The sequence below is a fragment of the Kitasatospora sp. NPDC015121 genome, from assembly GCF_055562955.1.
This window is the reverse complement of the sequence record NZ_JBVHEH010000040.1, coordinates 24,579-49,970: the sequence shown is the minus strand read 5'-3', so window position 1 is coordinate 49,970 and position 25,392 is coordinate 24,579. Positions and strand designations below refer to the sequence as shown.

Annotated in this window: 28 protein-coding genes; 10 read left to right on the top strand and 18 right to left on the bottom strand. The window is 63.9% G+C overall.

What is annotated here, in order from left to right; all coding sequences use genetic code 11:
* Positions 1–79: 79 nt before the first annotated feature.
* Genes arsA through ACZ3J7_RS36645 form a run of 11 tightly spaced genes read right to left on the bottom strand, consistent with a single transcriptional unit; the run spans position 80 to position 8,497 of the window.
* Positions 80–1,813, bottom strand: a complete 1,734-nt coding sequence (gene arsA, locus ACZ3J7_RS36695) for an arsenical pump-driving ATPase (protein ID WP_298782917.1) — start codon at positions 1,811–1,813, stop codon at positions 80–82.
* A gap of 16 nt (positions 1,814–1,829) precedes the next feature.
* The gene (gene arsD / locus ACZ3J7_RS36690) at positions 1,830–2,237 is read right to left on the bottom strand and encodes an arsenite efflux transporter metallochaperone ArsD (protein ID WP_003944649.1); all 408 of its coding nucleotides are present in this window, start codon (positions 2,235–2,237) and stop codon (positions 1,830–1,832) included.
* 31 nt (positions 2,238–2,268) lie between these two features.
* Positions 2,269–3,351 carry an ArsO family NAD(P)H-dependent flavin-containing monooxygenase gene (locus tag ACZ3J7_RS36685; RefSeq protein ID WP_003944597.1) on the bottom strand — a complete coding sequence of 361 codons (1,083 nt, stop codon included), beginning with the start codon at positions 3,349–3,351 and terminating at the stop codon, positions 2,269–2,271.
* Between the two features lie 53 nt (positions 3,352–3,404).
* Entirely contained in the window at positions 3,405–3,812 is a 408-nt protein-coding gene (locus ACZ3J7_RS36680; RefSeq protein ID WP_003944607.1) for an arsenate-mycothiol transferase ArsC, read from the bottom strand.
* Positions 3,813–3,839: 27 nt separating this feature from the next.
* Entirely contained in the window at positions 3,840–4,826 is a 987-nt protein-coding gene (trxB, locus tag ACZ3J7_RS36675; protein ID WP_003944628.1) for a thioredoxin-disulfide reductase, read from the bottom strand.
* A gap of 41 nt (positions 4,827–4,867) precedes the next feature.
* Positions 4,868–5,284 carry an arsenate reductase ArsC gene (locus ACZ3J7_RS36670; RefSeq protein WP_003944644.1) on the bottom strand — a complete coding sequence of 139 codons (417 nt, stop codon included), beginning with the start codon at positions 5,282–5,284 and terminating at the stop codon, positions 4,868–4,870.
* Entirely contained in the window at positions 5,281–6,369 is a 1,089-nt protein-coding gene (gene arsB, locus ACZ3J7_RS36665) for an ACR3 family arsenite efflux transporter (protein WP_003944591.1), read from the bottom strand. Before arsB ends, ACZ3J7_RS36670 begins: the two co-directional genes overlap by 4 nt.
* Positions 6,366–6,749: an ArsR/SmtB family transcription factor gene (locus ACZ3J7_RS36660; protein ID WP_037131620.1), complete on the bottom strand. Its 384-nt coding sequence runs from the start codon at positions 6,747–6,749 to the stop codon at positions 6,366–6,368. Before ACZ3J7_RS36660 ends, arsB begins: the two co-directional genes overlap by 4 nt.
* Positions 6,750–6,773: 24 nt before the next feature.
* Positions 6,774–7,100, bottom strand: coding sequence for a DUF3349 domain-containing protein (locus ACZ3J7_RS36655; RefSeq protein ID WP_003944646.1), 327 nt, complete (start codon positions 7,098–7,100; stop codon positions 6,774–6,776).
* A 36-nt stretch (positions 7,101–7,136) separates the two neighbouring features.
* Positions 7,137–7,808, bottom strand: coding sequence for an arsenate reductase ArsC (locus ACZ3J7_RS36650; RefSeq protein WP_011331629.1), 672 nt, complete (start codon positions 7,806–7,808; stop codon positions 7,137–7,139).
* Positions 7,805–8,497: an arsenate reductase/protein-tyrosine-phosphatase family protein gene (locus ACZ3J7_RS36645; protein ID WP_003944613.1), complete on the bottom strand. Its 693-nt coding sequence runs from the start codon at positions 8,495–8,497 to the stop codon at positions 7,805–7,807. Before ACZ3J7_RS36645 ends, ACZ3J7_RS36650 begins: the two co-directional genes overlap by 4 nt.
* A 231-nt stretch (positions 8,498–8,728) precedes the next feature.
* Here ACZ3J7_RS36645 and pstS point away from each other — a divergent pair, with 231 nt between their 5' ends.
* The 6 genes from pstS (at position 8,729) to ACZ3J7_RS36615 (ending at position 14,590) form a co-directional block, all read left to right on the top strand.
* Positions 8,729–9,856: a phosphate ABC transporter substrate-binding protein PstS gene (pstS, locus tag ACZ3J7_RS36640; protein ID WP_003944624.1), complete on the top strand. Its 1,128-nt coding sequence runs from the start codon at positions 8,729–8,731 to the stop codon at positions 9,854–9,856.
* Positions 9,857–9,954: 98 nt separating this feature from the next.
* Positions 9,955–10,935 carry a phosphate ABC transporter permease subunit PstC gene (gene pstC, locus ACZ3J7_RS36635; RefSeq protein WP_298782896.1) on the top strand — a complete coding sequence of 327 codons (981 nt, stop codon included), beginning with the start codon at positions 9,955–9,957 and terminating at the stop codon, positions 10,933–10,935.
* Positions 10,932–11,834, top strand: a complete 903-nt coding sequence (pstA, locus tag ACZ3J7_RS36630; protein WP_003944617.1) for a phosphate ABC transporter permease PstA — start codon at positions 10,932–10,934, stop codon at positions 11,832–11,834. The genes pstC and pstA overlap by 4 nt, the downstream gene beginning before the upstream one ends.
* 21 nt (positions 11,835–11,855) lie before the next feature.
* Positions 11,856–12,632, top strand: a complete 777-nt coding sequence (gene pstB, locus ACZ3J7_RS36625; RefSeq protein ID WP_003944636.1) for a phosphate ABC transporter ATP-binding protein PstB — start codon at positions 11,856–11,858, stop codon at positions 12,630–12,632.
* 91 nt (positions 12,633–12,723) lie between these two features.
* The gene (locus ACZ3J7_RS36620; protein ID WP_003944618.1) at positions 12,724–13,473 is read left to right on the top strand and encodes a winged helix-turn-helix transcriptional regulator; all 750 of its coding nucleotides are present in this window, start codon (positions 12,724–12,726) and stop codon (positions 13,471–13,473) included.
* A gap of 52 nt (positions 13,474–13,525) precedes the next feature.
* Positions 13,526–14,590 (top strand): helicase associated domain-containing protein, encoded by a 1,065-nt coding sequence (locus ACZ3J7_RS36615; protein WP_011331631.1) that lies wholly within the window; start codon positions 13,526–13,528, stop codon positions 14,588–14,590.
* 360 nt (positions 14,591–14,950) lie between these two features.
* On the opposite strand, the gene ACZ3J7_RS36610 is transcribed toward ACZ3J7_RS36615, so the two are convergent.
* Positions 14,951–15,409 carry a heavy metal-responsive transcriptional regulator gene (locus ACZ3J7_RS36610; protein WP_003944650.1) on the bottom strand — a complete coding sequence of 153 codons (459 nt, stop codon included), beginning with the start codon at positions 15,407–15,409 and terminating at the stop codon, positions 14,951–14,953.
* A gap of 303 nt (positions 15,410–15,712) precedes the next feature.
* Between ACZ3J7_RS36610 and ACZ3J7_RS36605 the strand changes: the two genes are divergently transcribed.
* Genes ACZ3J7_RS36605 through ACZ3J7_RS36590 form a run of 4 tightly spaced genes read left to right on the top strand, consistent with a single transcriptional unit; the run spans position 15,713 to position 19,211 of the window.
* Entirely contained in the window at positions 15,713–16,093 is a 381-nt protein-coding gene (locus tag ACZ3J7_RS36605) for an ArsR/SmtB family transcription factor (RefSeq protein ID WP_003944657.1), read from the top strand.
* Positions 16,086–18,038 carry a heavy metal translocating P-type ATPase gene (locus ACZ3J7_RS36600; RefSeq protein WP_003944623.1) on the top strand — a complete coding sequence of 651 codons (1,953 nt, stop codon included), beginning with the start codon at positions 16,086–16,088 and terminating at the stop codon, positions 18,036–18,038. The genes ACZ3J7_RS36605 and ACZ3J7_RS36600 overlap by 8 nt, the downstream gene beginning before the upstream one ends.
* Before the next feature lie 44 nt (positions 18,039–18,082).
* Positions 18,083–18,559: a signal peptidase II gene (gene lspA, locus ACZ3J7_RS36595; protein WP_003944608.1), complete on the top strand. Its 477-nt coding sequence runs from the start codon at positions 18,083–18,085 to the stop codon at positions 18,557–18,559.
* A 49-nt stretch (positions 18,560–18,608) separates the two neighbouring features.
* On the top strand, positions 18,609–19,211 hold the full coding sequence (locus ACZ3J7_RS36590; RefSeq protein WP_003944587.1) for a cadmium resistance transporter: 603 nt from the start codon (positions 18,609–18,611) through the stop codon (positions 19,209–19,211).
* A gap of 362 nt (positions 19,212–19,573) precedes the next feature.
* On the opposite strand, the gene ACZ3J7_RS36585 is transcribed toward ACZ3J7_RS36590, so the two are convergent.
* The 6 genes from ACZ3J7_RS36585 to ACZ3J7_RS36560 all read right to left on the bottom strand — a co-directional run bounded on the left by ACZ3J7_RS36585 (position 19,574) and on the right by ACZ3J7_RS36560 (position 25,011).
* Positions 19,574–20,941, bottom strand: a complete 1,368-nt coding sequence (locus tag ACZ3J7_RS36585; RefSeq protein WP_003944677.1) for an MBL fold metallo-hydrolase — start codon at positions 20,939–20,941, stop codon at positions 19,574–19,576.
* Positions 20,942–20,994: 53 nt separating this feature from the next.
* Complete coding sequence (locus tag ACZ3J7_RS36580; RefSeq protein WP_003944639.1) at positions 20,995–21,264, bottom strand: metal-sensitive transcriptional regulator; 270 nt, start codon at positions 21,262–21,264, stop codon at positions 20,995–20,997.
* A 78-nt stretch (positions 21,265–21,342) separates the two neighbouring features.
* Complete coding sequence (locus ACZ3J7_RS36575; RefSeq protein WP_003944622.1) at positions 21,343–22,116, bottom strand: sulfite exporter TauE/SafE family protein; 774 nt, start codon at positions 22,114–22,116, stop codon at positions 21,343–21,345.
* Positions 22,116–22,532, bottom strand: a complete 417-nt coding sequence (locus ACZ3J7_RS36570) for a DUF302 domain-containing protein (RefSeq protein WP_011133463.1) — start codon at positions 22,530–22,532, stop codon at positions 22,116–22,118. Before ACZ3J7_RS36570 ends, ACZ3J7_RS36575 begins: the two co-directional genes overlap by 1 nt.
* 44 nt (positions 22,533–22,576) lie before the next feature.
* The gene (locus ACZ3J7_RS36565) at positions 22,577–22,828 is read right to left on the bottom strand and encodes a YgaP-like transmembrane domain (protein WP_003944652.1); all 252 of its coding nucleotides are present in this window, start codon (positions 22,826–22,828) and stop codon (positions 22,577–22,579) included.
* A gap of 26 nt (positions 22,829–22,854) precedes the next feature.
* Positions 22,855–25,011, bottom strand: a complete 2,157-nt coding sequence (locus tag ACZ3J7_RS36560) for an MMPL family transporter (protein WP_037131615.1) — start codon at positions 25,009–25,011, stop codon at positions 22,855–22,857.
* Positions 25,012–25,392: the final 381 nt, after the last annotated feature.

Genomic DNA, 25,392 nt, shown 5'->3' with positions numbered 1-25,392 from the left:
CTCTCAATGCCTTCGCGATCACGTTCGCGGATCGTTGGCCCGGATCAGAAACCTACTGATGAAAACGGCCGAAACACCGTTAACGAGATAGTCCCGGTTCTTCGGCGAGCATCGGGACGATGGCGGTTCGCTGGCTGTATTTGTTTGTGATGCTGTCGATTTCGGTGATCTCTCCGGCTGCGCGTTGCTGCAGGAGCGTCGAGGTCGGTTCGGCTGCCGCGAGGGAGTTGTTGACCACCCACGCCCAAGGGTGAATGCCTGCGCGTTGCAGGTCGGCTTGCAGACCGGCGGCCTCGAGGACAGGTGTGGTTTCAGCGAGGGTCACGAGTAGGACTTTCGTGGCGTTCGGGTCCTGGAGCCGCATGAGCGGGGTGGTGAAGTTCGTGTTCTCACCCATTTGGCGGGCGATTTCCCGGTGGTAGGAGCCGGTGGCGTCGAGCAACAACAAAGTGTGCCCGGTCGGGGCGGTGTCGACGACGACGAATTTGCGGCTCGATTCGTGAATCACCCGCGAAAACGCCTGAAAGACCGCCACTTCCTCGGTGCAGGGTGATCGGAGGTCTTCGGCGAGGTTCGCGCGTCCGCGTTCGTCGAGGTTCTTGCCTTTGGTGGTCAGAACCCGGGTGCGGTACTGCTCGGTGGCTTCGGCGGGGTCGATTCGGGAGACCTGGAGGTTGTCGAGTTCCCCGTTCAAGGTTTCTGTCAGATGTGCGGCCGGGTCGGTGGTGGTCAGGTGCACCTGGTGGCCGCGTTCGGCGAGGGCGACAGCGATGGCGGCTGCGATGGTGGTCTTGCCGACTCCGCCTTTGCCCATGCACATGATCAGGCCGTGATCGTCGGTGTCGAGTTCGTCGATCAGGGATGAGAGCGGAGCACTGGGTAGCTGCAGGGCCGGGTCCGCTGAGGCGGCGGATACCGGGCTGAGGTCGGGGGTGAAGAGGCTTTCGAGTGCGTCGATGCCGACGATATTGGTCGCTTTGAGCGGGACCTGATCGGTGGGCAGCTGCGCCAATTCGTCGGGCAGGCCGGCTATCGCGGCTTGTTCACGCCGGTAGATCGCGGTCGCGAGTGGATCGGTGTCGTCGCCCGGTGCCGGGAGGACACCGTTGATCACGACATGCTGATGGGTCAGTCCGATGTCGGCGAGTTCGCGGTGGGTGCGGGTAATTTCGGCGAGCGTCGAACGCTGGGCGCGCGAGACCAGGACGAGGCGGGTCCGCTGCGGATCTGCGAGCGCGGCAACAGCGTCAGCGTAGATGGCTCGCTGCTTCTCGAGCCCGGACAGCGGCCCCAGGCACGATGCGTCGCCCCTACCGTCGTCGAGGAACTCGGTCCACGATCCGGGAAGCTGCAGCAGCCGGATGGTGTGCCCCGTCGGAGCGGTGTCGAAGAGGACATGGTCGAAGTCGGCGGTGATGTCGCCTTGGCAGGAGAGCAGTCCGGTGAACTCGTTGAACGACGCTATTTCGGTGGTGCAGGACCCAGAGAGCTGTTCGGCGATCGCCGCGATCTCCTTCTCGGGGAGCAGTCCGCGGACGGGGCCGATGATCCGCTCGCGATAGGCGGCGGCGGCTTGTTCCGGGTTGATCTCGAGCGCCGACAATCCGGGAGCGGCGGGAATGTCGGTGATGGTGTTGCCGATGCTCACGCCGAAGACCTGCCCGACGTTGGAGGCGGGATCGGTGCTCACGAGCAGCACTTTCTTCCCGGCGCGGGCGAGGGTGATCGCGCTCGCGCAGGCGATGGAGGTCTTTCCGACACCGCCTTTGCCGGTGAAGAACAGGAATCGGGGTGCATCGTTCAGGAACTTCATTGCGTTGTGGGTGCTTTCAGCAGCAGGTGGTGGAGTCGGCGTCGTCGGTGGAGCAGCATGCTGAGCCGTCGGCGAGTCCGAGCATGGCGATCCCGGCCGGCGCGTCCGCGGCTCCGGCTTCGGTGATGCCGGCCCATTTCGCGAGCTGGTTGCGGGTGGGATAAGTACCGGTCAGGGCGGTGACTCCGTCGACGATCGCCAGCGGGAGTCCTTCGGAGCCTGAGATTTTGAGGAATGCTGCGACGGTGTCGTTTCCGGCGAAGGCAAGGGGGTCGTTGGCGAGGTTGTGACGGGTGATGGTGCCGCCGTTGCTCGCGACCCAGTCGAGGTCGGCGGTGAAGGTGATCAGCGCTTGGTCGACGTCGTCGCCGCAGACGCCGGTGTTGCAGCACAGGGCGGGTTCGAATACTTCGATGGTGCTCATGATGTGTCCTCTGTTTTGTTTCGGATGTTGCTCAGATGGCCGGGACTGTGAAGAGGTCGTCGTCGAGTGCGGTGATGGCGTCGCGGGCGGTGCGGCCGACTCCGATCAGGGTGGCCGATGCGGGACCGGTCCAGTCGCCGTATCCGAGGAAAATCAATCCGGGTTCACCGGCGACGTGCGCTCCGTCGAGTTCGATGCGTCCGGTGTCGCCGTCTCGGAGTCCAAGGGGCTGAAGGTGCCGTAGCGCGGGGCGGAATCCGGTGCACCAGATAATGGCGTCCACCTGTTCGACGTGATCGCCGAATCCCAATCCGGTGGCGGTGAGGCGGTCGAACATCGGGTGCGCCACCATCACGCCGCGCTCGCGGGCGGCTTGGACCGGGGGCACCATCACGATGTCGCCGAGGCCGGCGATGCCACCGGAATCGGTTTCACCTGAAGCGATTTCACGGGCATGTTCACGGGCGACGTCGAAAAGGATCCGGCCGTCGACGTCGTCGGGCAGGAACCGCGGTTCCCGGCTCGTCAGCCAGAGTGTCTCGGCGACGGTGGAGACTTCGGCGACGATCTGCGCGGCAGAGTTTCCGCCGCCGACCACGGCGACCTTGCTACCGGCGAACGGGGTCGGCGAACGGTAGCTGGTGGTATGGATTTGGGTGCCGGTGAACTCGCGGATACCGGGGTAGATCGGCCAGAATGGTTGCCGCCACGTCCCGGTGGTGTTGACGACGGCCCGCGCGGACCAGCTGCCGTGATCGGATTCGACGAGATACCCGTCACCGGAGCGGGTCACGGACGTGACGCGGACCGGGCGGCGGACCGGTAGGTCGTATCGGGTCTCGTAGGCGGTGAGGTAATCCACGACGTGTGAGGCGGGCGGGAAACCGGGACTCCAGCCCGGCATCGGCCAGCCGGGCAGCGAGGAGTATTCGGCTGGTGAGAACAGGTGCAGTGAGTCCCAGTAGTGCTGCCAGGATCCACCGGGCGCTGTTTCGGCGTCGAGGATGACGAAGTCGCGGCCGGAGCGGCGCAGGTAGTACCCGGCGGCCATTCCGGCTTGACCACCACCGATCACGACAACGTCGACCGTGATCGGTGTCCCTTGCGAGTGCACGAGTGTCCTTTCCTTATCCAGATCTTCTGCTGACAGCCGGGGTGATACGTCGATTACGTGGTCAGACGCCCGGCCAGGGCGTCGACGCGGGCAGCGATGTCGTCGCGGACCAGCCGCATTCGTTCGATTCCGTCGATGCCGCGTTCGGACGGCTCGTCGGTGTCCCAGTTCTCGAAGTCGGTACCGGCGACGGGATCGACCTTCGCTTCGCTGCCCAGGGTGACGACGAGGTCGACATTGCGCACCAGTTGCGGATCGATCAACGTCGGGGTCTCACCGGAGATGTCCACCCCGACCTCGAGGAGCGTTTCGGCGGACAGGGCGTTGACCGCGTCGCCGGGTTTGGTGCCGGCCGAGTACACGTCCACCTGGTCGCCGGCGGCTTTGCGCATGAGGCCGGCGGCCATCTGGGATTTGCCGCCGTTCTTGACGCACACGAACAGCACTGAAGGCTTGCTCATCGAAGTTCCTTTCGCTGGGTGTGGGAGTCAGACGGCGTCTACGGTGTGGCCGGCTGCGTCGAGCGTGTTGGCGGTGATGTCGCCGCGGTCGGCCAGCCAGCGTTCGGCGTCGATTGCTGCGGAGCATCCGGTGCCGGCAGCGGTGATCGCCTGACGGTACGTGTGATCGACCAGGTCACCGGCAGCGAAGACGCCGTCGACGGAGGTCGCGGTGGAACCGGGAGCGACGCGCACGTATCCGGCGTCGTCGAGATCGACCTGGTCCTTGACGAGCTCACTGCGCGGGTCGTGGCCGATGGCGACGAACATGCCGGTGATCTCGAGTGTGGAAGTTTCACCGGTGACGGTGTCGCGCACGACGAGGCCGGTGACGCTGTTCTCACCGAGCACCTCGACGGGCTCTGCGTTGGTCAGGAAGCGGATCTTCTCGTTGGCCTTGGCGCGCTCGAGCATGATCCGTGAGGCGCGGAACTCCTCGCGGCGGTGCACCAGGGTGACCGAGCGAGCGAAGCGGGTGAGGAAGGTTGCTTCTTCCATCGCGGAATCGCCGCCGCCGACCACGACGATGTCCTGGTCACGGAAGAAGAAGCCGTCGCAGGTGGCGCAGGCGCTGACGCCGCGGCCGAGGAGGCGTTCTTCACCGGGAATGCCCAGGTAGCGGGCTGCTGCGCCCATGGCGAGGATGATCGCGTGCGCGGCGTAGGTTTCGCCGTTCGCGACGACCGTCTTGATCGGGCCGCTGAGATCGATCTCCTCGACGTCCTCGGTGCGGATGTCGGTGTCGAAGCGCAGTGCCTGCTCGCGCATCTGTTCCATCAGATCGGGGCCCATGATTCCTTCGCGGAATCCGGGGAAGTTCTCGACCTCGGTGGTGGTCATGAGGGCGCCACCGAACTGGGTTCCCTCGAAGAGCAGGGGCGCGAGCTCAGCGCGCGCGGTGTAGACACCAGCGGTGTAGCCGGCCGGTCCGGAACCGACAATGATGACGTCATGGACCGCGGACGGGATGGTCATAGTGTCTCTTTCACGGGATCGAATACGGGCAGTACGAGCGGTCAGCGCGATACCGACGGGGCGGTGAGTTCGCTGATCAAGGCTTGGACGCGGGTTTTGATCTCGTCGCGGATCGGGCGAACCGCGTCGATGCCTTGGCCGGCGGGATCGTCGAGGACCCAGTCGCGGTAGCTCTTGCCGGGGAAGATCGGGCAGGTGTCGCCGCATCCCATCGTGATCACGACATCCGAATCCTGCACGGCGTCGGTGGTGAGGATCTTCGGGGTCTGGGCAGAGATGTCGATTCCGAGCTCGGCCATCGCCTCGACCGCGGCGGAGTTGATGGTCTCCGCGGGGGCAGATCCGGCGGAGCGGACCTCGATGGCATCGCCGGCGAGGTGGCTCAGGAATCCCGCGGCCATCTGCGATCGGCCGGCGTTGTGGACACAGACGAACAGGACGCTGGGCTTGTCGGTCATGGGGCTGAAACCTTTCCGTCAGTGGGTGTGAAGCGTTTGCGTAGAGCAAGGGAGACATAGACCAGCCCGACGAGCACCGGTACCTCGATCAGCGGGCCGACTACGCCGGCAAGAGCTTGCCCCGAGGTGGCGCCGTAGGTGGCGATGGCTACGGCGATCGCGAGTTCGAAGTTGTTGCCCGCGGCGGTGAACGCCAGGGTCGTCGTGCGTTCATAGCCCAATCCGATTGCGGCGCCGAGGACGTAGCCTCCGCCCCACATGAGCGCGAAGTACGCGAGCAAGGGCAGCGCGATCCGGACGACGTCCCAGGGCTGGGAGGTGATCTGTTCGCCCTGCATCGAGAAGAGCACGACGATGGTGAACAGCAGACCGTAGAGCGCCCAGGGGCTGATCTTGGGGATGAACTTGTTGTCGTACCAGTCGCGGTCTTTGGCGCGTTCACCGAAGAAGCGGGACAGAAAACCTGCCAGCAGCGGGATACCGAGGAAGATCAGGACCGATTTCGCGATCTGCCAGGGCGAGGTGTCGATGGTGGTCTGTTCGAGGCCGAGCCACCCGGGCAGGACCGAGAGGTAGAACCAACCGAGCACGGCGAACATGATCACCTGGAACACCGAGTTGATGGCGACCAGCACCGCGGCGGCTTCGCGGTCTCCGCAGGCCAGGTCGTTCCAGATGATCACCATCGCGATGCAGCGAGCGATGCCGACGATGATCAAACCGGTTCGGTATTCCGGCAGGTCAGGCAGAAACAGCCAGGCGAGGGCGAACATCAGCGCCGGGCCGAGAACCCAGTTCAGGAACAGGGAGCCGGCGAGGAGTTTCTTGTCCCCGGTGACAGTGTCGAGGCGGTCGTAGCGAACTTTCGCCAACACCGGGTACATCATGATCAGCAGGCCGAGGGCGATCGGTAACGAGATGCCGTCGATCTGCACCTTGTCCAGGGCAGTGTTCACGCCGGGGATCCAGCGTCCAACCAGCAGGCCGACGACCATGGCCACGCCGATCCAGACCGCCAGATAGCGGTCGAGGGTGGAGAGTTTTCCGACGACTTCGGGGTGTTCGGTACTGGACGGGGCGCTCATACGGCGGTCTCCTGTGGGACGTCGGCGGCAGTGGATGATGCTTCCACGAGCAGAACGGCGGAAAGTTGTTGCAGGGCTGCGGGTATCACCCAGTAGTACACCCAGGTCCCGCGACGTTCGCAGTCGAGGAGTCCGGCCTGGCGCAACACCTTGAGGTGATGCGAAATCGTCGGCTGGGACAAGTCGAAGGTGTCGGAGATGTCGCAGACGCAGGCTTCACCGCCCTCGTGGCTGGCCACCAGGCTCAGCAGTCGCAGCCGGACGGGATCGCCGAGCGCTTTGAACATCCGGGCCAGATCACCAGCCCAGTCTTCGGTCAACGGTTCACGGTTGAGTGGCGAACAACAGGCGCCGGTCTCCGCCACATCTTGATTCGACATACATCAATATTGACATCGATCAAATCAGTTCGCAACATGGGGCACGCCTCTGGTTCTGCAGCACGGGAAGGCCCCTTCCCTGGACGCGGATTTCTCGATGGCCGCGCATACGGCACTCAGATCGGCGGGTGAGGGCATCCGCCGTGCGACAGCCGTGATGGCCACTTGGATGTCGATGGCCTCGGTGGCCGGCTCCCCGTCGAGCGCGATCACGATCTCACTGATCTGCGCAGGTGAGAGCCGTTGATCCATCAGAGCCAGTAGCGGGCTGTGACCGTATCTCGGTGCGTCCTGCGGGTAGCCGCTGCGAAGCCAGTGCACAAAAGCGGTGACCACTGCCGGAATGAACATGAGAGACCTTCTTCGCAAGGAATTCATCGACGAGCATCAGTGCTGGGCGGCGATGTCGATCTCGTCGAGCAATGTGAGTACTCGCCGTTCGATCTCGTCACGGATCGGGCGGATCGCGTCGACTCCGAGACCTGCGGGGTCGGGAAGGACCCATTCTTCGTAGCGGCGTCCGGGGAAGATCGGGCATGCATCTCCGCAGCCCATCGTGATGACGACGTCGGCTGCGCGGACCACTTCGTCAGTCCATGGCTTGGGGTATTCACCGCTGATGTCGATGCCACGTTCGGCCATTGCTTCGATGGCTGCTTCGTTGACGCTGGTGCCGGGTTCGGATCCGCCGGACCATGCGACGGCACGTTCCCCGGCGAGTTTTTCGAAGAATCCCATGGCCATCTGGGAGCGTCCGGCGTTGTGCGTGCACAAGAACAACACGGTGGGTTTGCCGTCGTTGGAGAGTCCTTCGACCTTGGCCAGGGCGCGTAGTCGCTGCCGGGCGAAGCGTTCGGCCAGGAGAGGGAGGTAGTTGACGACGGAGGCGCGGCCGGCGAACTGGTCGTAGGACGAATGCAGGAACCGCTCGATGGTTTCGGTGTTGAAGACGTCGGTGAATTCCGTGGCCAGGTGTGCGGCGGCGCTTTTGAGGGCTAACCGTTGATCGATGGTCAGGTCGTCGCGGTGATGTGTTGTGGTGCTGAGGTTGTCGGTCATGAGAGTTCTCCGTTCGGGAGGCAATGGGGGGCGAGTCGAGCGACTCGGTGGTCGATGTCGTCGAAGGCTCGGTCGAACGCTGCGGCACTGCCGGTGCGGGCAGGGTCCGGAATCGACCAGTGAAGAGAGTTCGGGTTTTCGCGCATTTCTTCGTGGGCGTTGTCGCACACGGCGATGACCATGTCCCCGGGTGCGAGGACATCGGCGACATCGGCCGGGCGCGTGGCGTCGAGAGGTAGGTCGTGGCGGCGGGCGGCGGCGAGGGCGCCGCTGTGAATTCGGGGAGCGGGGTGGGTGCCGGCCGATGCTGCCGGGATGTGGGATTGCTTGTTCCACAACGCCGCGGCCAGTTGCGAGCGCGCGGAATTGTGGGTGCACACGAACACGATCCGCGTCGCGGTCAAGGGCGACGAGGTAGGAACGAGCACCTCCAGCGCGGTGGGCTGGAGTCGTAGGTAGGTACGGCGCTTGTCACCTTCGGATCTCGATCGGTGCACGAGACCAGCGCGTTCGAGGACCCCGAGGTGGTGGGCGAGCAGGTTCGAGGAGATGGAGAGTCGGCGTTGCAGTTCCGAGGGCGATGCGTCGCCGAGGACGAGCATGTCGACGATCGACAACCGTGCCGGATCGGCCAGGGCGCCATAGAGAGCGGCGCGTTGTTCGAGCGAGAACTTTTGCTCAATAGTCATTGAGTCAATACTCACTGAGTTAATTTGGGATTGTCAAGCAATACCTGCCGGTAGCCGGGCTGTTCATTCAACTTTCGCCCATGGATTCATGTTCCGTTCATTTTCGCAGCGATATCCGTTCATCCCCGGCCTCTAGGTTCATCACCCGAGCGGCAATCAGCGCTGCTCAGTGTCACTCGATCTCGGTGGCCGCGCGCCGCGCGAGCAACCCCGATACTTCGAAGGAACTACGTGAAGCTCAAGCGATCTGGCGCCGCCCTCAGTGTGCTGGCGGCCAGCACCCTCCTGCTTTCAGCGTGCGGCAGCGACAACAACACCGGCGCGACGGGTTCGACCGGATCTACGGGCGCGGGCTCGACCTCGAATGTCGAGTGCGGCGGCAAGTCGGCACTCAAGGGCAGTGGTTCTACCGCCCAGGCCAACGCCATGACGCGTTTCGTGAATGCGTTCGAGCAGGCGTGCAGCGGGCAGACTCTCAACTACACGTCCAACGGCTCCGGCGCCGGTGTGAGTGAGTTCATCGGAAACCAGACCGACATCGGTGGTTCCGATTCGCCGCTCAGCAAGGACAAGGGCGAGTACGACCGTGCGAAGGAACGCTGCGCCAGCGACGCCTGGAACCTTCCCGTCGTGTTCGGTCCGCTCGCGGTGACCTACAACGTCAAGGGTGTCGACGATCTCGTCCTCGACGGCCCCACCGCTGCCAAGATCTTCAACGGTGCGATCACCACCTGGGACGATCCGGCGATCAAGGCTCTCAACGAGGGCGCTTCGCTGCCGTCGGAGAAGATCAACGTGATCTACCGCAACGACGAGTCGGGCACCACCGACAACTTCCAGAAGTACCTCGACGCAGCCTCGGACGGCGCCTGGGGCAAGGGCGCGGGTAAGTCGTTCGTCGGTGGCGTCGGTGAGGGCGCCAAGGGCAACGAGGGCACCTCCGCCGCCATCAAGAGCACCGAAGGCGCGATCACCTACAACGAGTGGTCCTTCGCCAAGGCTCAGGACCTGCAGACCGCCAAGATCGTGACCTCCGCCGGTCCCGAACCGGTCGAGATCACCACCGAGACCGTCGGCAAGACCATCGCCGGCGCCACCATCAAGGGTGAGGGCAACGACCTCGTGCTCGACACGTCCACCTTCTACAAGCCCGCCGAGACCGGCGCGTACCCGATCGTGCTGGCTACCTACGAGATCGTGTGCTCGAAGTACCCCGACGCCGAGGTCGGCACCGCTGTCCGCGCGTTCCTGCAGTCCACGATCGGCGCCGGCCAGAACGGTCTCGAGGAAAACGGGTACATCCCGCTCCCGAGCGCGTTCCAGCAGAAGCTGACCACCGCAGTCAACGCGATCTCCTGATTGCCTGATCAGCGATGGCTCTGCACCCCGACGACGTAACCCGCTCCCCGGAGACGCCCACTGCGGCGGCTCCGGGGGCGGGCGGAAAGATACCCGGCATGCCTGATCACAGCGGCAAGACTTCCCCGACCATTCCCTCGTCTCTTTCGACCGGAAAACACCAGTTCGGTGACAAGTTATTCCGGTGGCTGGCCACCGGTGCCGGTGCCACGATCGTCGTCTCCATCGGCCTGATCGCCATCTTCCTGCTCATTCGCGCCATCCCGTCGCTGCAGGCGAACAACGCGAACTTCTTCACCAGCACCGAATTCGTCACCAGCGATGCATCGAATCTGCGTTTCGGTATCCGTGACCTACTGACGGTCACCGTGCTCAGTTCGGTGTTCGCTCTGGCGATTGCGGTGCCGATCGCACTGGGTATCGCTGTGTTCTTGACGCAGTACGCGCCAGCGCGTCTCTCCCACGCTTTCGGCTCGATCGTCGATCTCCTCGCCGCAGTGCCCTCGATCGTGTTCGGTCTCTGGGGAATTTTCATCCTCGCCCCCAAGCTCAGCCCGGTCGCGGAGTTCCTCAACGACAACCTCGGCTGGTTCTTCCTCTTCAGCGAAGGCAACGTCTCCTTGACCGGCGGCGGAACCATCTTCACCGCAGGAATTGTTCTCGCGGTGATGATCTTGCCGATCATCACCTCCGTCACCCGTGAGGTCTTCCGCCAGACACCGCGCTCGCAGATCGAAGCGGCACAGGCCCTCGGCGCCACCAAATGGGAAGTCGTGCGTATGACCGTGCTGCCTTTCGGGCGCAGCGGCATCATCGCCGCGTCGATGCTCGGTCTGGGTCGCGCTCTCGGTGAAACCGTGGCCGTGCTGATCATCTTGCGTTCGGCTGCCAATGCCTCGACCTGGTCGCTCTTCGACGGCGGTTACACCTTCGCCTCGAAGATCGCCTCTGCAGCGGCAGAGTTCAGTGCTCCCCTTCCGACCGGCGCGTACATCGCCGCTGGTTTCGTCCTCTTCGCATTGACCTTCGTCGTCAACGCACTCGCTCGCATGGTCGCGAAAGGCAAGGTCAACGGATGAGCGCCGATCTCCTCGATGCGCCGGCCAAGGCGCCGACGTTCCAAAGCATCAGCACCAGCCGCAAAGCCAAGAACGGTATCGCCACCGTACTGTTCTACGCTGCCTTCGGTATCGCGCTGATTCCTCTGGTGTGGGTGCTGTTCACCGTCATCGAAAAGGGATGGCGCGCCATCACCTCCTCCGGTTGGTGGACGAATTCTCTGCAGGGTGTGCTTCCGGAACAGTTCGCCGGCGGCATCTACCACGCGCTGTACGGCACCTTGATCCAAGCAGCGATCGCAGCGCTCATCTCCGTCCCGCTCGGCATCATGGCCGCGATCTACCTGGTCGAATACGGGCGCGGAGCCTTCGCTCGCACAGTGACCTTCATGGTCGACGTTCTCGCAGGTGTGCCCTCGATCGTTGCGGCGTTGTTCGTTTTCAGCCTGTGGATCGCCACCCTCGGATTCGAACAGAGCGCTTTTGCCGTCTCGCTGGCGCTGGTGCTGCTGATGCTGCCGGTCGTCGTACGCAACACCGAGGAAATGCTCAAGCTCGTCCCGGACGAGCTTCGGGAAGCCTCCTACGCACTGGGCGTCCCGAAGTGGAAGACGATCATGCGCATCGTCATCCCGACCGCGATGCCGGGCATCATCAGCGGAGTCTTGCTCTCCATCGCCCGAGTCATGGGTGAAACAGCTCCGGTCCTCGTGCTCGTCGGCTACTCCCGCTCGATCAATTTCGACGTCTTCGAAGGCAACATGGCCTCGCTCCCGCTGCTGATCTACACCGAGCTGATCAACCCGCAGCCTGCAGGCCAGCTCCGAGTGTGGGGCGCAGCCCTGACGCTGATCATCGTCATGGCACTCCTCAACCTTCTTGCGGCGCTCGCGACCCGCTTCCTCACCAACAAGCGCTAGAAACGGACAGGAACACCAGACATGGCCAAGCGCCTCGACATCAAAGATCTCAACATCTACTACGGCAAGTTTCACGCTGTCGCCGATGTGGGCCTGTCCGTCCCGCCCCGGAGCGTGACCGCGTTCATCGGTCCGTCCGGCTGCGGAAAGTCGACGGTCCTGCGCACTCTCAACCGCATGCACGAAGTAATTCCCGGTGCGCGCGTCGAGGGTTCGGTCCTGCTCGACGGCGAGGACATCTACGATTCCAGCGTCGATTCGGTAGGCGTTCGCAAGACCATCGGCATGGTCTTCCAGCGACCCAACCCCTTCCCGACCATGTCCATCAAGGACAACGTCGTCGCCGGCCTGAAACTGAGCGGTGAACGCAACAGGAAAAAGCTCGACGAGGTGGCCGAGCGTTCGCTGCGCGGCGCCAACCTGTGGAACGAGGTCAAGGATCGCCTCGACAAGCCCGGTGGTGGCCTCTCAGGCGGTCAGCAGCAGCGTCTGTGCATCGCGCGTGCCATCGCCGTCTCGCCCGACGTCCTGCTCATGGACGAGCCGTGCTCCGCGCTCGACCCGATCTCGACTCTCGCGATCGAGGACCTGATGACCGAGCTGAAGAAGGACTTCACCATCGTCATCGTCACGCACAACATGCAGCAGGCTGCGCGTGTGAGTGACCAGACGGCTTTCTTCAACCTCGAGGCAACCGGCAAGCCCGGTCGACTCGTCGAGATCGACGACACCGAGAAGATCTTCTCGAACCCGACACAAAAAGCCACCGAGGACTACATCTCCGGTCGCTTCGGCTGAGCGACACTGTGGCTGTGCGGGCAGTCGACCTCCTCCTCACCGGCTACTTCAGGTGAGACAATGGGTACGTTCTGAAATAGGGGGTCGACAGTTGACTATCGAATTGCGTCAGCCGGACCGGGAGGTCGCTGCGGGAGCGCATTACGGCTACTCCTTGGCCGATTCGCATACGCGTCTGCTTCTGGCGGAGCCGGACCCAGCCACCGCTGCGCAGTTCATGGCGGCCGCCGACCACATGGGGATTCGCACCGACTGGTGCCGTGACGGTGCCGAGACTCTACTGGCGGTGGGTGCAGAGGTGCCGACCGTCCTGATCTTGGCTGCTCACACCGACAACGTCGACGCCGCCCGAGTGGTGGCCACGATTCGAAGCCGGTCCGATGTTCCGATCCTGGTCGGTGCAGCCAAGTCGGGCGACGAGCGCATCGTGCGCGAAGTCCTCGCCGCGGGCGCGTCGGCGGTCGTTGCCCGCCCGTACGACATCACCACCATTGCTCCGTTCGCCGGCATCACCGCGCTCTCCCTCGCCGAAGACAGTGTCGTCACCGCCGGACCGATCCGGGTCAACCCCAGTGGCTACGAGACCCGCGTCGGAAACCGCGAAGTGCAGTTGACGCAGCGGGAGTTCGAACTGCTCGTCTACTTGATCAAACGCCGCGGCCACGTCGCCAGCCAAAGCGAGATCAGCCTCGCAGTCTGGGGTCACAGCGCCGAAACGAACACCGTCGCGGTGCACGTGAAGCGGCTACGTGAAAAACTCGGCTCGGACACCCAGCACGGACAGTTCATTCGCACCATCCGCGGCGCCGGCTACCGCCTCGCTCCTTCCTTGTGTGCATGAACCCATCAGCTCCCTGCGGTAGCAGAACCCGGAAGAACTCCCAGGTCGTGTGATGGGCGCACCCACCGACGACTGGGAATCAGGATTCCGAGCACTGACGAAGTTCGTCGAACTCAAAGGTCATGCCGGCCCGGCAGGTCGAGTCCATGCGTTCGGAATCGATCTCGGCGGCTGGGTGGCACGTCGACGGATCGCATACTGGGACGGCACACTCTCCGCCGGTGAAGCCGACCTCCTCGAAAACCTACCCGGCTGGACCTGGGGGAAACCGCGACGCAAAAGTTGGCGAGCAGCACTGTCCGCATTATCGGACGAGCTCGCCGCGCGCCCCGACACGGACCTGTCGTCGACTCTCGTGATCGATGGTATCGATCTGGTCGCATGGGCGAACGCCCAGCGCACAGCCCACCAGAATGGCGAGCTCACCGACACCCAGATTCTCATGCTCGAAGCCCTACCCGCCTGGATGTGGGACAACGACACCGTTCGTTGGGAAACCGGGCGCTCTGCACTCGAGATGTACCTCCGAGAGCACGATGGTGCCGATGTCCCTCGCTCAGCGCGCGCCAACAGCTTCGACGTGGGCAAATGGGTGTTCCGCTGCCGAGAAGAGCATCGCGCCGGCACCCTGCCCCCGGATCGTATCGCCGAACTGAACAAGCTCCCAGGGTGGCGATGGGGCCGCGAGAGCGACGCGTGGATACAGGGGATCTCGGCCCTTAAGGCCTACACCGCCATCCACGGAACAGCCTCCCCCCGACAATCAGAGATCCTCGACGGGTTCTCCCTCGGACAGTGGGTCCACCACCGGCGCCGCGACTACAAAACCGGCACCCTGGCGATCGAGAAAATCGCCGCCCTCGAAGCGCTGCCCGGCTGGGACTGGGATCCTTTCCAAACACAATGGGAGAGAGGGTTTTCCGTATTGACTCAGTTCGTCGCGAACTCCGGTCATGCTCGACCATCCAAGAGCGCGGTCACCGGAACTTATCCCCTCGGCGAATGGGTCAGCACCCAACGAAAACACCACCACCGAGGAATTCTGTCCGACGCCCGCTCCGCACGACTCGAACAACTTCCAGGTTGGCGCTGGATCGACGACAAACAGCACGAGTAAACCCGGCAAGTGAACCGTCGCAAGACAACCCCACTCATGCTCGCCAGCAACCTTGGATCACAGCGATGCAGGTTTCGCAGAGGATTCCTGCTTTCCAAGGCAAGGCGAAGTGCACATGGCTCCCTGGGAACGAAAGTTCCGGAAACGCTCAATGGTGACCTCGGCCCCCGAGTGGCGGCGCCTGTCAATTCCCGCACCCGGAGAATCCGCCGAATCGATGTTCCCGACAGATCCCGACACCACTACTTCTGCACCGGACTGATCAACACACCGGCAACACCGCTACAACCGCTTCGCTCACCTCATCACATTGCTGAGCGCCGAACCTGCTGAAACAGGGGGGTGCACCCGCAATCGATTTCACGATTCAGCAACACCGTCCTGAGGCTCAGATTCCAGGATCCAGCACACACCGACATCGTCGGTTTCCGGCGGAATCCCACTTTCCGCTCGACCCAGCAGCGCAACAAGGTTTGTTTCGAGGGTGGCAAGTTCGCGGATCTTGCCACGAACCTGGGAGAGATGCTCCGAGAGCATCTCCACGACCTGCTCACAAGGAGCCGCCCCGCGGTCATGGGTGGTGAGGATCTGGCGGATCTCTCGCAAGGTGAGACCTGCAGACTGGGCGCTGCGGACGAACCGCAAACGCGAAAGAGATTCCGGACCGAAATCCCGGTAGCCGTTGGACTTTCGGACCGGGACGGGAATCACCCCACTGTCCTCGTAGAAACGCAGCGTCTTCGGGGCAACGCCACTCCGAGCGGCCAGTTCACCAATTTTCACGAGATCCTTGACCTTCCATCGCACTGGAATGTCCATTATGGATGACGTTCGGGAACCGCAGGTGACTCGGACCGCTCGTCGTCGCGCTGACGGCGAACGCTCAGAAGGAGGTGTGAAATGAACCCACTGGAGATGTTGTGCGACTGGCTGTGTCGAGCGATGGGTCCTTGCTGTCCCCCCATGTGATGCCGTGGCGAGCAACTCGGAATCTACCGATGTCACTTCGCCGTTCCTGGTGAGGTACGTCGGCCGGCCACCGTTCGGCTGGCGTACCGCATTCACTTCCAAGTCCGGTGCATCACCCTTCCTCGAATCGCCCTACATTGCTATCATCGTTTTATGACGATGAATAACGAGTCGGGATGCCTCGCTGCAACCGGCAGCGGGTCCAGTCTGGATGCGGCAGTGGCACTGTTCCACAGTCTCTCGGATGGCACCCGGTTGTCGATCGTGCGCCGTCTCGCCGAAGGAGAAGCGCGGGTTGCGGATTTGATCGGTGAACTCGGCCTCGCCCAGTCGACGGTGTCCGCACATGTCGCATGCCTACGTGATTGCGGTCTGGTCGACGGCAGACCAGAAGGTCGGCAGGTGTTCTACTCGCTGGCCCGACCGGAGTTGATGGACCTACTCGCCTCGGCGGAGACGCTGCTTGCCGCGACAGGGAACGCGGTTGCCCTGTGCCCGAATTACGGCACCGACACCGGAGATAGCCGTGAGTGACGCGTGCGGCTGCGGCCACGACGAACCCCGCGCCGAGGGCGAGGAAGAACACGAGATCGAAAAGTGGTGGCAGGTTACCGAGATCCGGGCGGCCGCAGCAGCGGGCGTGCTGCTGATCGCGGCCCTGACAGTCCGGCTGGCCGGCGGGCCTGATGCTCTCGGGATCGGCTTCGAAGCGGGCGCGCTGATCATTGCCGGCTACACCTTCGTCCCGTCCACTCTCACACGCCTGGCCAAGGGCAAGATCGGCGTCGGCACCCTGATGACGATCGCGGCCGTCGGCGCGGTACTGCTCGGCGAGGTCGGCGAAGCAGCCATGCTCGCATTCTTGTTCGCGATCAGCGAGGGACTCGAAGAGTATGCCGTCACCCGCACTCGCCGTGGCCTGCGCGCCCTGCTGTCCCTGGTCCCGGACACCGCGACAGTGCTCCGCGGCGGCCGGGAGGAAACCGTCCCGCCCTCGGAGCTCGAGCTCGGTGAGGTCATGATCGTCAAGCCCGGGGAACGGATCGCCACCGACGGCATCATTCGCAGCGGGCGCACCGCCCTGGATACCTCCGCGATCACCGGAGAGTCGATGCCCGTCGAAGCCGGTCCCGGCGACGAGGTGTTCGCCGGGTCGATCAACGGCACCGGCGTCCTCGAAGTCGAGGTCACCGCAGATGCGCAGGACAATTCGCTGGCCAAGATCGTGCGGATCGTCGAGGCCGAGCAGTCCCGCAAGGGCGAGGCGCAACGCCTCGCCGACAAGATCGCCAAGCCGCTGGTTCCGGGCGTGATGATCGTCGCCGCGGCTATCGCCGCGGTCGGTAGCATGCTCGGTGATCCGCTGGTGTGGATCGAACGAGCCCTGGTGGTACTGGTCGCCGCGTCGCCGTGCGCGCTGGCCATCGCGATCCCCGTCACCGTTGTCGCCGCAATCGGCGCAGCATCCAAGCTCGGCGTCCTGGTCAAGGGCGGCGCTGCCCTCGAAGCGCTCGGCCGGATCCGCACCGTCGCGTTGGACAAGACCGGCACCCTTACCCGCAACCAACCCGCCGTGATCGACGTCGCGACCGCGAACGGCGCCGACCGCGGGGACGTTCTCGCGGTGGCCGCAGCGTTGGAAGCGCGTAGCGAGCACCCTCTCGCTCGCGCGATTCTCGCCGCCGTCGAGGACTATGTGCCTGCCGACGACGTGGACGCGGTCACAGGGGCGGGCTTGACCGGCTACATCGACGGCATACCTGTGCGCCTCGGTCGACCGGGCTGGATCGACCCGGGTCCGCTGGCAGGGGATATCGAGCGGATGCAGCATGCCGGCGCCACTGCGGTGCTGATCGAGCGCGCCGGAACGGTCATCGGGGCGGTCGCCGTCCGTGACGAGCTCCGACCGGAAGCACGTGAGGTGGTTGCCGGGCTACGACGCGGCGGGTACACCGTCGCGATGCTCACCGGCGACAACGAACGCACCGCCCAAGCGCTGGCCGCCGACGTCGGCATCGACGACGTGCACGCCGACCTGCGCCCGGAGGACAAGGCACGGATCGTGGAAACCTTGCGTGCGCGCCGCCCGACGGCAATGGTCGGGGACGGTGTCAACGACGCCCCCGCCCTGGCCACCGCCGACTTGGGCATTGCCATGGGCGCGATGGGATCCGACGTGGCCATCGAGACCGCCGATGTTGCTCTGATGGGCGAAGACCTGCGGCACCTGCCGCAGGCGTTGGCGCACGCGCGCCGCTCCCGGACCATCATGCTGCAGAACGTCGGACTGTCGCTGGCGATCATCACCGTCCTGATGCCGTTGGCCTTGTTCGGGGTCCTCGGCCTGGCCGCCGTGGTCCTGGTGCACGAGGTCGCTGAGATCGTGGTCATCGCCAACGGTGTCCGGGCCGGCCGCGCGCAAGCCTTCCCCACCGGATCGGTACCCGCACCGGCGGGGAAGGTCGAGGCCCGCACGTGAGCGAATTAGCGGCTCGATCAATCCGCACAGGTAGCACGCGGCGGGTGATTCTCGTGGTCGTCGGTCTCGCTCTCATCGCGATCGCACTGTCGGCCGAACCCGTTGCGCGCCGTACCCTTTCCGGTGCACGCACCGTCGATATGGGATTGCTGCAACTGAAGTTGGCGTACAACAGCGGTGTCGCGTTCAGCATCGGCCAACAGCTTCCGGCCTGGATCATCCTCGCGGTCACCGCCGCCATCACTCTCGGCGTCGGAATTTACGCCTGGCGCACCGTCCCCACCGCTTCACTGGTGGGGACGGTGGGTTGGTCGGCGATCCTCGCCGGAGCTGCCGCCAACGTGATCGATCGTGCCGTCGACGGAAAGGTCACCGACTATTTCCACACCGGCTGGTGGCCCACCTTCAACCTCGCCGACACCTACATCACCTGCGGCGTCGTGCTGCTCGTCGCATCACTGATCTTTGAGTCCACCCACGACCCGGCCGATCCCCCGCCCGCACAGGAGAGTTCGAAATGACAGCAATACCCGAGATCAGGCCGCGCCGCGGCAGCCGCCGGATGCGAGGATGATCGGCACCATCGCCGCGGCGGTAGCGATGTTCGCCGGCACCAACATCGACGACATCGTCGTACTGACCGTCCTGTTCGTCGCCTCCGCCAGTCAAGGACGGCCGCGGGCATGGCAGATCGTTGCCGGCCAGTACCTCGGCCTGATCACCCTCGTCGCGATCAGTGTGGTCGCCGCCCTCGGGTTGGTGATCGTGCCCGAGGACTGGGTTGGACTACTCGGATTACTTCCCCTGTCGCTAGGAATCTGGGGACTGATCCAGGGCTTACGCAGCGACGGAGACGGTGAACCCGTAGTGGTCGCGGCCGGGACGATCAGCGTCGCCGCCATCACCATCGCCAACGGCGCCGACAACATCGCCGTCTACACCCCGGTCTTCCGCACTCTCGGTGCGCCCCAGACCATCGTTACCATCGCCGTGTTCCTGATCTGTGTCGGACTCTGGTGCGCCGCCGGCAGAATGCTCGGCACCCACAAGAAGGTCATCGACACCCTCGAGCGCGTCGAGCACTGGCTCGTGCCCACAGTCTTCATCGGGCTGGGCGTCATCATCCTGCTCGAATCCGGTGTGATCGGCCGCCTGATCGCCGCCGCGGCATGACCGACACTGCTGGCACGGTGGCACCTTGATCCGTCCCGGCTCCTCGCGGTCGCCGGGGCACGCGGATGTCTGCGACTCCGCGCACCGCATCCCGGCCGGAACCGTGCATGGCGCGTCACAACGGTCCGGCCACCGAAGCAAAGGCGAGCGGAAGATCCAGTGCGAATTGGCAGAACGACAAACTCGGACGGCGCCCGAATGATCGTTGGACCAGCGGTGGCCGCCTTCTCGGACGTCGGCACGGGCAGGGGTTGGGCTTCCTGCCCTCTGTCGGAATTATCCGATGGCCGTTTGCTGAAATCGGGGAGATCAGCCCCGTGAACCACTCGCATCGTGCGGCTTGCGCAGCGGCGGCGCATTCGTCAGGCGGGCGATGTGTGGAGGCCGAGCTGCACGGCATGCTCGTAGTCATCGTCGATGAGGACCACTGTGCGGTGTTCGCGGTCGAGAAGTGAAGCGGCGATCGATGCGCGGTAACCGGATGCGCAGTGCACCCACACTTCGGCCGCGGAAACTTCCTCGAGTCGGTGTGGTAGCTCGTGGAGGGGGATGTTCACGGCACCAGGAAGGTGGCTGTCCGCGTACTCGGACTGTTGACGCGCATCGAGGACGCTTATCTCACGTTCGCCGGTGGCCGCCGCGAGTCCGGCGAAGTCGGATACATCGTAGGAGCGGACCTTTCCGTCGCCGACGAGCGAGTGAATCTCACCGACGGCGGATCCGGAGGGACTGTCGATGCCGATCCGAGCCAGCTCGCGGGTCGCCTCGGCGATCTGGTCGGTTGTTTCACCGATCAGCGTCAACGGCACGCCCCACTGATAAAGCCATCCGAGATAGGTGACGAAGCTGGTCGACAGTTCGAACCCGAGAGAGCCATCGACGTGGCCGGCGGCGAAAGCGGTGCGTGCTCGTAGGTCAACGACCCATTGCCCGGCGTCGATGCGGCGACGTAGTTCGTCTGGATCGACGGGCTCGGGCATGGACAGGTCGATCGGGGCCGGCCCTTTGGTGTTGATGACGCCCATATGGGCGTAGTACGCGGGATATGCAGACAGGCCCGCGATCAGCTCGTCGACATAGGTGTGTTCGTCCTGAGTCAGTGCGGGGTTGGACTGCTGCTGTTCACCGATGGTGGATGAGTCCCCGCTGGTCGGAGTTGCGGCACAGAAGCTACCGAACCCATGTGTGGGGTAGACCTCCACCTCAGCGGCCAGTTCGGCCGCGATACGGCGGACCGAATGGTACTGCGCGTGGGTCAGTTCATCAGTGTGCTCGGAGCCGAGCAGGTCAGTGCGCCCGGTGGACCCGTAGAGCATGGAGCCGCCGGTGAAGATTGCGATCGGCTCGCCGCGCCGGTGCAGAACGTAACTGACGTGGTGATGAGTATGCCCTGGGGTGTGCATGACCTCGAACGTCGTCGATCCCGCGTCGACGACATCGCCGTCGACGACTGCTCGGCGCTCGTATTCGACCGGATCGCCGTCCGGGACGACGTATTCGGCACCCGTGGCGCGCGCAAGTTCCAGGCCGCCAGTGACGTAGTCGTTGTGGATGTGAGTTTCCAGCACGTGGGTGATGACAGCGTTCTTTTCTGCTGCCAGCGCCCGGACGCGGTCGATGTCGCGTTGTGGATCGATCACCACGGCGATACCGTCGTGGCTGATCAGATAGCTGCGGTCGCCGAGGCTGGAAGTTTCAATGATGGCGATGTCCGGGTCGGTCGTGCTCATGGGGAGCTCCTACATGTTGTCGGTCGGCCTCGTTCCTGATGTGAAGCGGGCGTTCAGGCCAGCGCCAGGAAGAGCTTTTCCAGTTCTGCTTCGGTCATGGGTTCTTTGTTGTCTGCCGCTTCGCCTGTCATGCACTCTCGGAGACCGGTAGCGACGATCTTGAAGCCAGCTTTGTCGAGGGCCCTGGAAACAGCGGCGAGCTGGGTGACAACGTCTTTGCAATCGCGTCCGTTCTCGATCATGCCGATCACTCCCGAGAGTTGGCCGTGTGCGCGGCGGAGGCGGTTGAGGACCAATGCGATGCTGTCTTCGTCGCCGATCATGGGGTCTCCTTCAGATGCATGATGATGCCAGAAATTGCCAGATTACCCCCGGGGGCATCCAACGGGGTGCACGGTAGATCATCCGAGAACGAGAGTGTCGATGAGGACGTAACCTGCCACGACAAACACCAGGTAGGCGAACCACTGCCGAAGTGAGTCCGTGGCGATGCGTGTACCGAATCGTCCGGCCACCAACGAACCCGCAATGGCTGAACCTGCGAACGCTGCCGTCAAGGGCCAGTTTCCACCTAGGCCGTCGGCCTGAGCGATGAGTCCGGCGGCGGAGTTGGCGACGATGACCACCAAAGAGGTTCCGACGGCGACACTCATCTCGATTCCCAGCAGCAGAACCAATGCGGGGATGATCAAGAAGCCCCCGCCGACGCCGAACAGTCCGGTAAGGACACCGACGCCGAATCCGGTCGGTATGGACCGAGGTGCGCATCGGCGCCAGTTGATCCCGGAATTGCTCGTCCTGCAGGCGGTTCCGGGATTGTCGGGGCTGCGCAGCATGCGTGCCCCCGCGAGGATCATGACGATCGCAAAGCCGATCATCACGGCAGTTTCAGGTAGATGCTTGCCAAGGGCAGTGCCGGCCAGGGTGCCGAGGACTCCGGTGGCGGCGAAGATTGCCGCGAGTCGCCATTCGATGAGCCGCGCCCGCACCTTGGAGATGACCCCGACCGCGGAGGCGACACCGATCACCAACAGCGAAGTCGGTATCGCCTCCGGCAGGGGGAACCCGAGAGCGTACACGAGGATCGGGACAGCGAGGATCGATCCACCGCCTCCGAGGAGACCGAGCAGGATTCCGACGGTGAGGCCGAGCGCCAGCGCCAGGGTCAACGTCATCAACTGCGCACTGCATCCCGACTGCCGAGCGTGTCCAGGGCGGCTTGGAGTTTGGTGGTGGCCTCGGCCGCGACATCTGACAGTGCTGGTTCGCCCGTCACTTGGACCATGAGGTCCGGGTTCATCGCCTCGACGATGACCGATCCGGCGGTGGTGTCGGCACGGACGACGACGTTGCAGGGCAGTAGCAGGCCGATCTCACGCACGATTCCTACGGCGCGGTGTGCAAGCGTGGGATTGCACGCGCCTAGGATCAGATACTTCTCCATGTCTGTGCCAAGTTTGGCTTTCAGGGTGGCCTGCATGTCAATTTCGGTCAGCACACCGAAGCCTTGCTCGGACAGTGCTGCTTTGGTGGCGGTGACCGCCGTCTCGAAGTCGGTGTCGGTCAAGGTGGTCGAGAGTGCGATGGTCATGGTGGAGAATTCCTTCCGTTCGTCGAACTGCGGCAATTGTGTGCCTATCCGCTTCGGGGGTGGCGAAGACTTGGTACGCCCGCTCTGGTGAGAAGCGCACTTGCCGGGCACCAGCCGACCGCGGCGTAGAGGGCGAGGTTCGCGGCGGCGAAGGCGCTGAGCAGCCTCCACCGTGGTGCGTGGAGTTCGCCGAGGGTCAGGCCCGTCGCGGTGACGCCGGCGGCCAGTGCGGGGACGATACGTTCGATCGGCCACCCGGCAGACGTGCTCGAATGCGTGATGTTCGGATCGGTCATGATTCCTCCGTGAGGTGTTGTAATGGTCAGTGCGAGAAGCGGATCGACGGCAACATTCTGCGCAGCCAGCCCGGTGCCCACCATGCAGCGTGACCGCTCAGCCGGAGCAGGACCGGGAGCAGGATCAGCCTGATCAGGAAGGCGTCGAGCAACACCGCGACGCCGAGGATGATGCCCATTTCCTTGGGTGGGAGCGGATCGGAGAGCGCGAAGGTGAAGAACACGGCGACCATGACCGCCGCAGCGGCGAAGATGACGCGTCCGGAGTGCGCGAGGCCGTCGACCTGAGCAGCCTTCGGGTCCCCGGTCTTCTCGTAGTGTTCTTTCGCGGTGGCGAGCAGGAACACGGTGTAGTCCATGGCGATGGCAAAGATCATCGCGAAGAAGAACACCGGCCCCCAGCCGTCGAGGAAACCTTGAGGGGTGAAGCCGAGCAGCGACGATCCGTGTCCGTCTTGGAAGATCAGCTTCGCAACCCCGAACGCTGCGGCGGTCGACAGCAAACTGACGGCGGTGCCGAGGATCGCGATCAGTGGTACCTGCAGAGCGACGAGCAGCAGGATGAAGCCGAGGGCGAGGATGATCCCGATAACCAACGGTAGGTAGTCGTTCAGGGCTTGCTGCAGGTCGAGGTTCTCCGCTGGCGCGCCGCCGACGAGCGCGGACTCCGGTAGTTGTGCGCGTAGGTCACCGAGGATCGTGCCCATGGCCTCTGCGGAAGGGTCCACGGCAGGAAACGCTTGCAGCAGTGTGTAGTTCGAATCGTCTGTTGATGGTGTGGGCGGGGTGACCATCGAGATCCCGTCGACGCTGCTCGCTGCCGCGGCGGTAGCAGCCGCATCGGAAGACGGGACAACTATCTGCAGCGCGCCGGGTGCCCCGTCACCGAACTGGGCCTGAACCAACTCGTAACCTTGCCGAACGGGCGCATCGTCGGGAACGACAGCGATGGACGGCATTGCCACCTTCAGTCCCAGGACAGGTAAGGCCAGGGCGACGAGGATGCCGACGGAGACCAGCGCGAACGGCCATGGGTACTTGTGAAGCAATTCGCCCCACGCAGCGAACTTCGGGGATCGGTGCTGTTGGCGTTTCGCGTAAGGCAGGGATGCTGCGTTGACCTTGGGGCCGAGTGCGCCCAGCGTGGCCGGAAGAAGTGTCATGGTGGCGATCAGAACGAACGTGACGGCCAGCATGATGCCTACGGCCATGGTGCGCACGGCCGGTGCGGGAACGAGCAGCACTGCCGAGAGGCTGACCAGGACGGTAAGTCCGGACAGGAGCACCGCTTTGCCTGCGGTGTCCATGGTTTCGGCAACGGCTGCTCGTGGATCGGCCGTACGGAGGGCGTCGCGGAAGCGGGCGACGATGAACAAGGCGTAGTCGATGCCGAGAGCGAGGGCGAACATCATCGCGAAATTCATCGCCCATACCGAGATCGGTGTGACCTCGTTGAGCAGCACCAAACCGCCGGCGGAGGCGACGAGTCCGGCCACTGTGAGCAACAGCGGCAGCCCGGCAGCGACGAGGGAGCCGAATGCGAGCACCATGATCGCCAAAGTGACTGGCCAAGAGAATAGTTCAGCCTGAATCATCGCATCGTGGTTGGCTTTGTTGAAGTCGGACCACAACGCGGAGGATCCGGTGGGATAGACCTCGATACCGTCGCCGGAGAGTGCGGTCAGCTCGTCTTTGACATCGTCGACGGCTTTGACCATGTCGTCCGCGTTTGCGTTGGCGCCGGCGATGAGGATGCCGGTGTGGCCGTCGGGGCTGATGGTCATACCAGGCTGTGGGGCGATGACGGCACCGAACCGGGTGTCACCGTCGAACACAGCTGTGACGTCGATGAGTCTCTGCTGCACGGTGGGATCGTCGATCGACGCGGTGTCCGAATGGACCACCACCTGAACCGCGGCCGAGGAGTTCCCGCCGAAATGCTGTTGCGCGAGTTCACGGACCTGGACCGATTCGGATCCGTTGGCTTGCCACCCAGCACCCGCCAGTGACGAAAAAACCGACGGCGCTGCAGATCCGAGCGCGACAAGCGCGATCAGCCAGACACCGAACACCCATCGGCGGCGTGCGACCATCGCGCTTCCCAGGCGTCCGAGTATGCCGGGTGTAGATACGCGATCACGATCGTCACGACCGGTGGCCGTCACGGTGTCGGGCACAGACATAACTTCTCCTAAAATACGGGCTGGGGTATTCAAATGAGCGAGCTAGACCTCGGTAAACCTGACCCAATTGGAAGGTTAGGCCCTTGCACTCGCGACCGGGATTGGCGGCGAAACAGCGATCGCGAGGCGCTGGCGCCGATCGATAGGACCAACGGTCTCAGCAGAGCAGGTGCACTGCCGAGGCCGTGAAACATCCTTCGTGACGTCGTCGACATGTCGATCGCAACCTGCCCACGCGATCTTGTCGCATATCGGGCACGGGACGGGGTAACACATAGACAGTCCTTTCTGACGAGCGTCTACCCACTGTTGCATATACCCAGGGGGGTATGCAAGTACCCCTGGGGGTATACGCTCGGGTAGGCCGTTCGCTCCTCTCGG

Coding starts and splice junctions, on each gene's coding strand:
- pstC (WP_298782896.1), top strand. CDS start 9,955: ATGCCTGATCACAGCGGCAAGACTTCCCCGACCATTCCCTCGTCTCTT.
- ACZ3J7_RS36570 (WP_011133463.1), bottom strand. CDS start 22,532: ATGACCATCGCACTCTCGACCACCTTGACCGACACCGACTTCGAGACG.
- ACZ3J7_RS36660 (WP_037131620.1), bottom strand. CDS start 6,749: ATGTCGAATCAAGATGTGGCGGAGACCGGCGCCTGTTGTTCGCCACTC.
- ACZ3J7_RS36580 (WP_003944639.1), bottom strand. CDS start 21,264: ATGATCGGCGACGAAGACAGCATCGCATTGGTCCTCAACCGCCTCCGC.
- pstA (WP_003944617.1), top strand. CDS start 10,932: ATGAGCGCCGATCTCCTCGATGCGCCGGCCAAGGCGCCGACGTTCCAA.
- ACZ3J7_RS36610 (WP_003944650.1), bottom strand. CDS start 15,409: ATGGACATTCCAGTGCGATGGAAGGTCAAGGATCTCGTGAAAATTGGT.
- ACZ3J7_RS36585 (WP_003944677.1), bottom strand. CDS start 20,941: ATGAGCACGACCGACCCGGACATCGCCATCATTGAAACTTCCAGCCTC.
- ACZ3J7_RS36645 (WP_003944613.1), bottom strand. CDS start 8,497: ATGACTATTGAGCAAAAGTTCTCGCTCGAACAACGCGCCGCTCTCTAT.
- pstB (WP_003944636.1), top strand. CDS start 11,856: ATGGCCAAGCGCCTCGACATCAAAGATCTCAACATCTACTACGGCAAG.
- ACZ3J7_RS36650 (WP_011331629.1), bottom strand. CDS start 7,808: ATGACCGACAACCTCAGCACCACAACACATCACCGCGACGACCTGACC.
- ACZ3J7_RS36605 (WP_003944657.1), top strand. CDS start 15,713: ATGACGATGAATAACGAGTCGGGATGCCTCGCTGCAACCGGCAGCGGG.
- ACZ3J7_RS36565 (WP_003944652.1), bottom strand. CDS start 22,828: ATGACCGATCCGAACATCACGCATTCGAGCACGTCTGCCGGGTGGCCG.
- ACZ3J7_RS36670 (WP_003944644.1), bottom strand. CDS start 5,284: ATGACCGACAAGCCCAGCGTCCTGTTCGTCTGTGTCCACAACGCCGGC.
- trxB (WP_003944628.1), bottom strand. CDS start 4,826: ATGACCATCCCGTCCGCGGTCCATGACGTCATCATTGTCGGTTCCGGA.
- ACZ3J7_RS36590 (WP_003944587.1), top strand. CDS start 18,609: ATGATCGGCACCATCGCCGCGGCGGTAGCGATGTTCGCCGGCACCAAC.
- ACZ3J7_RS36680 (WP_003944607.1), bottom strand. CDS start 3,812: ATGAGCAAGCCTTCAGTGCTGTTCGTGTGCGTCAAGAACGGCGGCAAA.
- ACZ3J7_RS36575 (WP_003944622.1), bottom strand. CDS start 22,116: ATGACGTTGACCCTGGCGCTGGCGCTCGGCCTCACCGTCGGAATCCTG.
- ACZ3J7_RS36615 (WP_011331631.1), top strand. CDS start 13,526: ATGGGCGCACCCACCGACGACTGGGAATCAGGATTCCGAGCACTGACG.
- arsA (WP_298782917.1), bottom strand. CDS start 1,813: ATGAAGTTCCTGAACGATGCACCCCGATTCCTGTTCTTCACCGGCAAA.
- ACZ3J7_RS36655 (WP_003944646.1), bottom strand. CDS start 7,100: ATGTTCATTCCGGCAGTGGTCACCGCTTTTGTGCACTGGCTTCGCAGC.
- arsB (WP_003944591.1), bottom strand. CDS start 6,369: ATGAGCGCCCCGTCCAGTACCGAACACCCCGAAGTCGTCGGAAAACTC.
- ACZ3J7_RS36560 (WP_037131615.1), bottom strand. CDS start 25,011: ATGTCTGTGCCCGACACCGTGACGGCCACCGGTCGTGACGATCGTGAT.
- arsD (WP_003944649.1), bottom strand. CDS start 2,237: ATGAGCACCATCGAAGTATTCGAACCCGCCCTGTGCTGCAACACCGGC.